The organism is Sulfurimonas sp. (genome assembly GCF_032250635.1).
Taxonomy (GTDB): domain Bacteria; phylum Campylobacterota; class Campylobacteria; order Campylobacterales; family Sulfurimonadaceae; genus Sulfurimonas.
This window is the reverse complement of sequence record NZ_JAVVFL010000175.1, coordinates 1-4,561: the sequence shown is the minus strand read 5'-3', so window position 1 is coordinate 4,561 and position 4,561 is coordinate 1. Positions and strand designations below refer to the sequence as shown.

At 38.5% G+C, this 4,561-nt stretch carries 4 protein-coding genes; 3 read left to right on the top strand and 1 reads right to left on the bottom strand.

From position 1 onward, the window contains the following. Positions 1-2,257 (bottom strand): DNA gyrase subunit A (gyrA, locus tag RQ763_RS09775; RefSeq protein ID WP_314152695.1); only part of this gene is annotated, 2,257 nt, incomplete at its 3' end. A 217-nt stretch (positions 2,258-2,474) separates the two neighbouring features. Between gyrA and nifN the strand changes: the two genes are divergently transcribed. The 3 genes from nifN to RQ763_RS09760 form a co-directional block, all read left to right on the top strand. Beyond that, positions 2,475-3,749 carry a nitrogenase iron-molybdenum cofactor biosynthesis protein NifN gene (nifN, locus tag RQ763_RS09770; protein ID WP_314152694.1) on the top strand — a complete coding sequence of 425 codons (1,275 nt, stop codon included), beginning with the start codon at positions 2,475-2,477 and terminating at the stop codon, positions 3,747-3,749. After that, positions 3,749-4,135, top strand: coding sequence for a hemerythrin family protein (locus tag RQ763_RS09765; RefSeq protein ID WP_314152693.1), 387 nt, complete (start codon positions 3,749-3,751; stop codon positions 4,133-4,135). Before nifN ends, RQ763_RS09765 begins: the two co-directional genes overlap by 1 nt. Before the next feature lie 59 nt (positions 4,136-4,194). Further along, a partial coding sequence (locus RQ763_RS09760; RefSeq protein ID WP_314152692.1) for a NifB/NifX family molybdenum-iron cluster-binding protein occupies positions 4,195-4,561 on the top strand: 367 nt, incomplete at its 3' end.

The following is a 4,561-nucleotide window of genomic DNA, read 5'->3' as shown; positions in this document are numbered from 1 at the left end:
CATGTTTGCCTGTTTTTGGAGTCATTTTCATAGCGATAACACCAGAGCCGCCACGGTTTGTTAAGCGGTATTCTCCTGCATCAGTACGTTTTCCGATACCCTTCTCGCTAACAATCAGTATCTCTTCCTCATCGTTTGCTATAATATTTGCATCAACAACTTCATCAGAAGCATGTTTAAACTTGATACCTCTTACACCTCTTGTATTTCTACCTTGGTCACGCGTTTTTTCTATGTCAAATTTTATACACTGTGCAAGTTTTGTTACGATAAAGAGATATTTGATGCTTTTGTCAGCAATTTTTGCTGTAATGATAGAGTCATCATCATCAAGGCTAATAGCTCTTACTCCGTTGCTTCTGATATTTGAGAATTCGCTCAGGTTTGTTCTCTTTACAACACCTTTTTTAGTGAAGAATACAAGAGATTTCTCTTCGCTGAAGTCTGTTGTCGGATTGATAGACTGGATCTGCTCATCCGCTACAAGGTTAAGCAGGTTAACAACCGCCTTGCCTTTTGCAGTTCTGCTTCCCTCAGGAATTTTGTAAACTTTTAACCAGTGGAGTTGTCCGCGGTCTGTTACAAAAAGAAGTGTGTCGTGCGTGTTACATGTAAAGAATCTCTCTATAAAGTCATCTTCATAAGTAGTAACGGCTATTTTGCCTTTGCCGCCTCTTTTTTGTTTTTCGTACTGCGCCAAAGGAACTCTTTTGATGTAACCTCTGTGAGTGATGGTTACAACCATAGGCTCGTTAGGGATAAGGTCTTCTACATCAATATCGTCATAATCATCTTCAATGTCAGTTCTTCTTGCGTCCGTGTAGGTAGCAAGGATCTCGTCAAACTCCTGATCTATGATTCCGTGAAGAACCTTTTCGCTTTTTAAAATTGAGTCTAAATACTCTATAAGTGCAAGAAGCTCACGAAGTTCATTTTCGATTTTTTCACGCTCTAGACCCGTGAGTCTTCCAAGACGCATATCCACGATGCTTTGCGCCTGAATAGTGCTGAAATCAAACTCTGAAACCAAGTTGTCTCTTGCTTCTTCGATATTTTTACTTGACTTGATAACCCTGATAATCTCATCTATAATATCAAGAGCTTTTTTGAGACCCTCCAAGATGTGCGCTCTAGCTTTTGCTTTTTCAAGGTCAAAGATAGTACGGCGGATAATGATGGTTTTACGGTGATTTACAAAGTGCTTTAGTATGTCGATAATGCCGAATATTCTTGGTTCTTGGTTTAATATAGATAGCATGATAATACCAAAAGTAGTCTGCATGCTTGTCTGCTTGAAAAGGTTGTTGAGAACTATTTCGCTCATCGCATCTTTTTTTAGCTCTATAACAACGCGGATACCGTCGCGGTCTGATTCGTCACGAATCTCTGAAACACCGTCAATCATCTTGTCTTTTACAAGATTTGCTATGTTCTCAATTAGGCGCGCTTTGTTTACCTGATAAGGAAGTTCATCTATAACGATAACGTCTCTGTTACCTTTTTTCTCAATATGAGTTTTTGCACGAACTTTTATACGCCCGCGACCTGTCTCATAGGCATCCATAATACCTTTTTTGCCAAATATCGTTCCGCCCGTTGGAAAGTCCGGAGCTTTGATGTGTTCCATTAGTTCATAAAGTTCAATATCTGGATTTGCTAAAAGTGCTTTTAAGCCCAGCATCACCTCTTTTGGATTATGAGGAGGGATATTTGTCGCCATACCAACAGCAATACCCGAAGAGCCGTTTATAAGTAAGTTTGGTACGCGCGTTGGCATAACATCAGGCTCAACGGTAGTTCCATCATAGTTTTCGATCATATTGACCGTGTTTTTTTCCAAATCTTTTAGAAGTTCACCTGCATATTTTGTCATTCTTGCTTCGGTATAACGCATAGCCGCCGCGCTGTCACCATCAACTGAACCGAAGTTTCCTTGACCGTCAACTAGCTCCATTCTCATAGAGAAGTGCTGCGCCATACGAACTAAAGCATCATAAACCGCAGTATCTCCGTGCGGGTGGTACTGACCGATAACGTCACCGACGATACGCGCAGATTTTTTAAACTTTGCTCCGTGTGAAAGACTTAGTTTATCCATAGCGTAGAGGATTCTTCTGTGAACCGGCTTAAGTCCGTCACGAACATCAGGAAGCGCACGACCGACGATTACACTCATGGAGTAATCAAGGTAGCTGCTCTGAAGAGTCTCTTCAATGTTTATGCTCTGTATATTATCGTTGTTTAACAAGTTGCCCATATATAACACCTAATCTTTATAATATTGAAAAATAAATTCCATAGATAGTACCTTATTGTCGCTTAAGAGTTGCGTAAATAGAGGAAACTTTTTTAGAAGTTTAAAGCAGTGTGCAAATGCGTTGCAAAATAGGAATTTATACATCTAAAAATTCACTTTTTTATAGATATTTCAATGGAATAAAAAATGTATATGGACTCTATAATAGGATGTAAATATGAATAAACCATTACAATTAAACCCGATAAAACTTTCGCAGCCTATGGGAGCTCTGTTGTGCTTTTTAGGTATCAAAAACTGTATGCCTTTGATGCACGGAGCTCAAGGGTGCGCCTCTTTTTCAAAAGTCTTTTTTACACGCCATTTTAATGACCCCATAGCGGTGCAGACGACTGCCGTTAATGACATTACGGCGGTTATTGACGGCGGTGACTACTCGATTAGCGAAGCGGTGAAAAACATCACTGCAAAAGTTAAACCCGATTTAGTCGGTCTTTTTACGACAGGAATGACCGAGACAAAGGGTGATGACATCAAGGGTGCCGCATATTTATTAAAAGATACTCAGCTTATGGCATATGTACATACTCCTGATTTTGAGGGCGGATTGGAGAGCGGTTTTGCAAAGTCAATCGAAGCAGTTATAGAACAGCTTGTAGAGCCTAAAGAGGAGATAAACAGACAAAAAGCTCTTTTGATTCCAAATGTAAATCTTACCCCGATTGAAGTTGAGAAATTAAAAGATCAAATCTCTCTTTTTGGTTTTGAGACTTTCTCTCTTCCTGATTTGAGTGAATCACTTGACGGGCATTTAGGACTAAAACAGGGTGCGTTAAGCAATGGAGGCATCACTGTTGATGAGATAAAAAAACTTGGAGACAGTGCGCTCGTAATTACAATAGGCGATTCAGTTCAAAAAGCGGGAGAGAAATTTTTGCTAAAAAATCCAAAAAGCAAACACCTCCATTTTGACACTGTAAGCGGACTCTTAAAAGCAGACAGATTTTATAAGGAACTGATGGACTTTAGCGGAGTTTCAATGCCGCATAAAAGCATTGTTAAGTGGAGAAAAAGAGTTCAAGATGCTCTGCTTGACACACATTTTATTCTCGGCGGTACAAACGTAGTTATCGCACTAGAGCCTGATCAGGCGCTAAGCGTGGCAACAACGATAATAGAAGCCGGTGCAAATGTTAAAAGTATTGTTTTGCCGACAAAGAGTAAAGCTTTGGATAAATTAACATGTAGAAATATAATCGTAGGTGATTTTGAAGATGTTGAAAATCAGTTGAAAGAGGCAGATTTGCTCATTACGAATTTTCACGGTGAGAGAGTCGCAAAAGCGCATAAAAAAGCACATATTTTAAGAGGTTTTCCTGATTATGAGAGTGTCGGAAATCAACTTAAAAACGATACGCTCTATGAGGGAAGCTGCTATATGCTTTTTGAAATAGCAAACATTCTAAACCATCATAAACATGGAGCGCACTAGTGAATTTTGATAACAGTAAACATCTCTTGAATTATGTAAATATGGATAAGTTTCATTTAGAATTTGTAGATATTTACAACAGTTTGGAAGAAGAGAACATAGAGGGTTACAAAAATGTAATGATGAGAATTTTTGAACAGACAAAGTTACATTTTTGTAGTGAAGAAAATCTTATGAAAGAGCACAGCTATCCAAGAAGCAAAGAGCACTCGGATGAACATAAAAAAGTGCTTTACGAGATGGAATATTTCATCAAATCTTCAGTCACTTCCGTTGGAAAAAAATTTTTAAAATCTTACTACAGGGAAGCTCTTCCATATTGGTTTGATTCGCATCTGCTGAGTATGGACAGCGACTTGGCAAGTTTTTTAAAAAATAACTCCTGATTTTTCTCCACGGAACACTTTATGTATTTAACTATAGTAAATACACAATGGAGAAGATTATGAGTTCAACTATTAAAATAACCTCTAACAATGCGAATGTAGGCACAATCAGAGTTGCTTTTGCGACAAATGACAATGAAAATATCGATGCACACTTCGGAAGTGCAAAACAGTTTAATATTTATGACATAAGCAAAGAGGGTTTTAATATATCTACAATTATTAAAATCGAAGAGAAAGATACAGACCAGACGGTCGCTATTCTCAAGGGAAATGATATTGTCTATTTTATCAATATCGGTCCTATCGCCGCTGCAAAAATAATCAACAGCGGAATCTTCCCTATAAAGTACAAAGAGGTCGTATCTATCGAAGATGAGCTTAAAAAGCTTGTTGCCATGCTAAACAGCAATCCTCCTCCGTTCA